The organism is Microcoleus sp. (genome assembly GCF_049646505.1).
In the GTDB taxonomy this organism is placed as follows: Bacteria; Cyanobacteriota; Cyanobacteriia; order Cyanobacteriales; family Microcoleaceae; genus Microcoleus.
The window spans coordinates 1-5,372 of the sequence record NZ_JBARVX010000153.1 but is presented as its reverse complement, the minus strand read 5'-3'; the positions used below and the strand labels follow the sequence as shown (position 1 = coordinate 5,372).

The 5,372-nt window shown below is 44.5% G+C and carries 6 protein-coding genes; 1 reads left to right on the top strand and 5 read right to left on the bottom strand.

Annotation, left to right across the window (positions count from 1 at the left end; translation table 11 throughout):
- Positions 1-121: 121 nt before the first annotated feature.
- On the bottom strand, positions 122-544 hold the full coding sequence (locus tag WBA89_RS08360) for a DUF2358 domain-containing protein (RefSeq protein WP_424405536.1): 423 nt from the start codon (positions 542-544) through the stop codon (positions 122-124).
- Between the two features lie 193 nt (positions 545-737).
- Between WBA89_RS08360 and WBA89_RS08355 the strand changes: the two genes are divergently transcribed.
- Positions 738-1,181 (top strand): hypothetical protein, encoded by a 444-nt coding sequence (locus WBA89_RS08355; protein ID WP_424405534.1) that lies wholly within the window; start codon positions 738-740, stop codon positions 1,179-1,181.
- Positions 1,182-1,320: 139 nt separating this feature from the next.
- Here the strand turns inward: WBA89_RS08355 and WBA89_RS08350 are convergent, their stop codons facing one another.
- The 4 genes from WBA89_RS08350 to WBA89_RS08335 form a co-directional block, all read right to left on the bottom strand.
- Entirely contained in the window at positions 1,321-1,716 is a 396-nt protein-coding gene (locus tag WBA89_RS08350) for a VOC family protein (protein ID WP_265237708.1), read from the bottom strand.
- A gap of 53 nt (positions 1,717-1,769) precedes the next feature.
- Positions 1,770-3,011, bottom strand: coding sequence for a histidinol-phosphate transaminase (locus tag WBA89_RS08345; RefSeq protein ID WP_424405532.1), 1,242 nt, complete (start codon positions 3,009-3,011; stop codon positions 1,770-1,772).
- Between the two features lie 267 nt (positions 3,012-3,278).
- Positions 3,279-3,998 (bottom strand): ROK family protein, encoded by a 720-nt coding sequence (locus tag WBA89_RS08340; RefSeq protein ID WP_424405530.1) that lies wholly within the window; start codon positions 3,996-3,998, stop codon positions 3,279-3,281.
- A gap of 167 nt (positions 3,999-4,165) precedes the next feature.
- Complete coding sequence (locus WBA89_RS08335) at positions 4,166-4,858, bottom strand: YqiA/YcfP family alpha/beta fold hydrolase (protein ID WP_424405528.1); 693 nt, start codon at positions 4,856-4,858, stop codon at positions 4,166-4,168.
- Positions 4,859-5,372 lie beyond the last annotated feature (514 nt).

The following is a 5,372-nucleotide window of genomic DNA, read 5'->3' as shown; positions in this document are numbered from 1 at the left end:
GCTATCGAGGTGCGTAAACGTCTACTAGAGTTAGCAAGCGTTCAAATTGCTAAATCCCTTTCAGTCCACGGTATTGTGTTTACAATGGAAAATCCTACGGTTTACGTGCAGTCCCCTACTACTATTTGAAGAGAACTGTCCCCTTGCCTAAAAACTGCTTTAAAATCTCTCCGGGTTTTCTGTCCCAGGTGTCGATATGTTGGTAAATTAAGCCGTCCTCATCCAGCTTGTAGGTAGAATAGCCGTTAAAGAAAATCTGAGCTTTCCAGGGTACGCGCAGTGTCCCGCGCACAGTCCAATTTGCCACAATAGTATCCAAGGCAGTCTGATTCACCTCGTGGAGGTCGAAGTAAATCTCGCTAAAAAATAGCTGCCCGTGAAACCGCAAAGTCCAAAAGATAATGCGGTAGTTGATTTTTCCTTTAAATTTGTTGACTGGATCTTGAAAATAAATACCTTTTGTGTAGATATTATAAGAGATGTCTTTTTCAAAAAGCGTCGGGAGATCCGCTTTCAAGGTGTCTACTACTTGTTCTACCTGCATTTGATATTCGATCGCGCTCAAGCTACCACCTTGTGACAGTATTAATTTATCAGTTTAAATGAATAATCTCGATCGCTCGCGGGAGTTTCGCAGATTTGATATTTCATCGAGTTCTGATTTTAACTATAGCGGTATTGTCCGCGTCGGCCTTTGAGCAGACCCGGACTTGCGACATTGAAACCTTGGCACAGATTTGACTGAGTACACCAATTCCTCTGAAATTCTCGCACAAATCAACAGCGGCCAACTGTTGATGGTAGATAGCCGTCGCCGGAACGGTCTAATTTTGATTAAGCGCTTCCACGCAGAGTTTGCCGGGCCGGGGGCTGCGGTTGGCGGTGCTTTTGACGTTGACTCTGGGCGGGCGATTCCCGTGGGAGATTTTTGTTTAGTTTGTCCTCAATCTCCCGAAGAAAGACAGAAAGCTTTTGGAATTCGGCGGCATTGGGTGCGATTAACGGAACAGTTAACCGCAAAGCCGGCAGCTTTGGAACGCGCACAAATGATTTTAACTCAGTTTGAACAATATTTTGATGCGGAAACAGTAGCACAAATTCCCGATGAAGCTTTGGCACTTTTAGTAGGCGTATTTCCCCAAACTATTCGGGCTGCGCGACAAGAAAATGATTATTTATAAATTGGTGTATAGCCTTTCGATATCTCATATTAGGTACGCGAACGGCATAAGGCTATGGGCTATGGGCTATGGGCTATGGGCTATCCTCACCACGCTTGAGAACCGCTATAAATACCTTATGTGGCGGGCGATCGCGCTGCTACAAGCTCCACTCGGCATTCTGCAAAACGACTCGATAGCCATCTGGGTCTTCAAAAGTCACTCCATTTTTGTCCCAGTAGGGATTGTATGAGTTTACAGGCTCAAATCCAATTGCTTTCATTCGCTCAACAGCCTGCTGCCATTCTTGTTGGTTAGGAAGGTAAAAGACGATAATATTGTCTTGAGTTGGAGCGCCACCTACAATATGTCCCCGTTGATGGATGAATTCAAGGTGGTGGCTTTCTCCTGGCATCCCAACCATTACTCCGTCAAAACCTTCATGGTTTTCAAAACTATCGAGGATTTGCAGCCCTAAACCCTCTGTGTAGAAATGAACAACTTGATCGAGGCAATCAGTTGGACGAGCAACCCGTAAAACCTTTCCTTTAAGCATATATATCTTCTCCAAAGTTATTTTTGTGTTAAGCAAAAACTGGATACCGAATATTATGAGTTGTCAAAAATTTCTCCAATGCGATCGACTGTCCGCTGATTTTCATCGGGACTCCCTACCGTAATTCGCAAACCTCCGCCTGTGTGCCGAATTAACGTTCCTCGAATTTTTAACTGCTGCATAATTTTTTGGTGTTCCTGTTCCGCTGCTTTGCTGTCGCTGGCTTTCACCCGCAGGTACACAAAGTTAGCCGCACTGGGCCAAATTTGCAATTTTTGATGCTGAGTTAGCGCTGCAATTAATTTGGATCTTTCTGATATAGTTTCGGGAATTGTTGCTAGCAATAATTGTCTTTGGGCTAGGGCAAATTCGGCTGCGGTTTGAGAAAACGCGGGCAGGTTGTAGGGGAGGCGGATTTTTTCTAAGGCGGCTGTGAACTCTGGATGGGCGATCGCATATCCGACTCTCATTGATGCTAGTCGAAATGCTTTGGAAAATGTTCGCAAAATTATCCAGTTCGGGTGTTGGTGCAATCTGTCTGCTAAGGTATTTTGACTGAATTCAAAATAAGCTTCGTCAATTACTACTAAAATATCGGGTGGCAATTTTTCCAACCAATCCACCTCATCTGGTGTCAAAGCATTGGCTGTGGGGGAATTGGGATGGACGACAAAGACGACGCGCACGGGAGGATTTTGTTTTTGGGCGTTAGCGCAGCCCGCCCCTACGGGGGCTGCGCCAACGGAGAGGATCGCCCTTTTAGCCGCTTCGATATCTATTTCAAAATTATCCTCTTTTCGCGCAACACTGACAGCGGGAATGCCGAGGGTTTGGGCGATAATTGCATACATCGAAAAGGTGGGATTGGCGACTAAAATTGAGCCTTTGCCACCCAGACAGGTTGCAATTAAGAGCGATCTAATTAGTTCGTCCGAACCGTTGCCGACAGAGATATTGTCGGCTGTAATGGCAGTTTTTAGCGGTTTTACCCCCCCTAGCCCCCCCTTGTTAAGGGGGGGGACAGGAATAGATTCTGCGATCGATTCGTTGACGTATTGGGCGATCGCCTGTTTGAGTGCTGCGTGGCCTCCGTCGGGATAGCGATTTGTTTCAATTAACTGCTGGTAAGTCCAAGCTAGCTTTTGTTTTAATTCTTCTGGTAAGTCGTAGGGGCATTCGTTGGTGTCTAGGCGATCGATCGCACTTTCCGAGTGCGCTGATTCTCCTGACGCGCCGCCCGGATGGGGAGTGTAGGCGGCAAGTTCGGCTAAGTCTTGGCGGATAAATGGAAGCATGGTATAATTTAGGACTTCTTATTTTAGATAATCTGCTTGCAAACATCAGGATGCAGTCACAGTCTTTAATAGTCTAAAGTCGAGCATCCATAATTTATGGCTAATGACTAATCACTGTTGACTGTTGACTGTTAACTGTTAACTGTTGACTGTTGACTGTTAATAAGGGCGGGCACTCTTGGCATCGCCCCTAATGACTAATGACTAATGACTAATGACTAATGACTAATGACTAATGACTAATGACTAATGACTAATGACTAATGACTAATGATTATTTAAATCGCGCCACAAAGCGATGCCGCCCAACAAACCGCTGACATTCGGCACTATTTTAACCTGCGGCGGTAAATCAAAAACAATTTTTTTTGTATTGCCGCCGCCGATGTAAAGCCGATCGCAGTTAAACAGATTTTGCAGAGAAACCAGCGCTTTTTCCAGACGGCGATTCCATCTTTTGGCACCGACTGCATCTAATGCCGATCGCCCTAATTGCTGTTCGTAAGTTTCCCCTTTGCGAAACGGGTGATGTCCTAACTCTAGATTTGGCACCAAAATACCATCGACAAATAAGGAAGAACCGAAACCTGTGCCGAGGGTAACTACTAATTCTACCCCCGTCCCAGCGATCGAGCCCAATCCTTGAATGTCGGCATCGTTCGCCACTCGCACAGGTTTTCCCAAACGGTCTTTGAGGGTAGTTGCTAGGTCAAAATCGATCCAAGACGGATCTAAATTTACTGCGGTTTTGGTGATTCCGCGACAAACTACGCCGGGAAAACCGACGGATACTCGGTCAAATTCTCCTTGTGCGCTTGCTAAAGAGGCGATCGCCTCTAATATCGGTTCCGGTTTCGGCGGTTGAGGCGTTTCTAAACGGCTGCGTTCCGTCTGAGGTTCACCTTCAGCGTCCAAAACCATAACTTTGATGCCGCTTCCGCCAATGTCAACGGCCAAGGTGCGAGTCGATGAATCTTGTTCAGTCATTTGATTGTTGACACTTGCAAGTTGGTAAGTCGATTTGAAATTGAATAATTTTAGATTTTCGATTAACTCTCCCATTAAATCTGAGAGTTTGAACAAAAGTCTAAAATTTTATGGTCAATCCTTGGGAGTGTCGGAAACTTGTACCAAGTTTTTGGTGCAGTCTAAGTTTAAATGGGAAATTGGCAAAACTTTTGAATCGCTTCCCAAATTTCCGTTAGGACATTTCCCAAAGAATGATCGTCTTCTAATTCGATTAATTGCACCCAGGGACGGTGCTCGGCAAAATTTCTGCTAGCTTGAATCGGTATGATTGTATCATGCTTCCCGTGAACAATTAACGTAGGGACTTGCCGCATTAATTTTTCGTCAGGGTATTGAGCCATTTCTGTCACAAACTGATAATTCAGCGGCAGATAGCGCTGTTCGCCGTAGTGATAAACTGGTAAATACTCCTCGGAGTGCCACTTTTCTAACTGTTGCTGTCCCAGCAGCGGCAGCCAGTGAGAGAGAAATTGAAAAGCGGGCGCTAACAAAATTATTCGTTTTACCGATAATTGCCGCTGGGCCAACCAAGCCGCTGTCAAGCCGCCAAAACTTGACCCAATGATTGTAACTCCCTCTGGATTGTTTACATTTTCTGCGGGAGATAGGGAGGATCTGGTTATCCCAAATTCTGTTTCTATTTGGTTTAATTGGCGGGTGAGGGTGAGACGGGAAAAATCGTTTTGATTGAGATCGGGAGTTTTTAGGTCAATTCCGAGGGAAGAAAAGCGATTTCGGAAATATTTAGCCTTAGCTGAATCTGGACTTGAAGCAAATCCGTGTAAATAAATGTAAGTTGAATTATTCTGTATATTCATTCCGAAATTTTGATGATATTTACTAACTAATTTAGTCCCGGACACACTATTAGATAAAGAATTGTTTTGTTTTCCCAAAAACTGCATCTAAACCTTTAATATAATATCCGATAAATTGACCGCAATAAGTAAGGATCGCGCGTGCGGACTTTACCGCAATCCCGGAGTGGAAACCAGGACGCACTACGAACCGTTTTTGTTATGGTAGTCGATCGGACATGATATAATCCCGATAAAAATCTGATTTATGTGGTATTAATGCGATCGCGAACTGTAATTATTGTAACTTCAATCAGTAAGGTGTGCAGTGCATACCTTACAAATTGATTGTAGGGTAAACACTGCACACCTTGCCAATATACCTAGCGGGTAAAATTACTTTTTGCAGTTTGACTGAGTTCTAGTGGCTGACAGTTAACTCTCCTGTGCTTCAGGCGCAGGCTACAAATTGATTCTTGAGTAGCGCGCACCTGAAATACTAGAATATCGACTCAAAACTACTTGTATATTATAC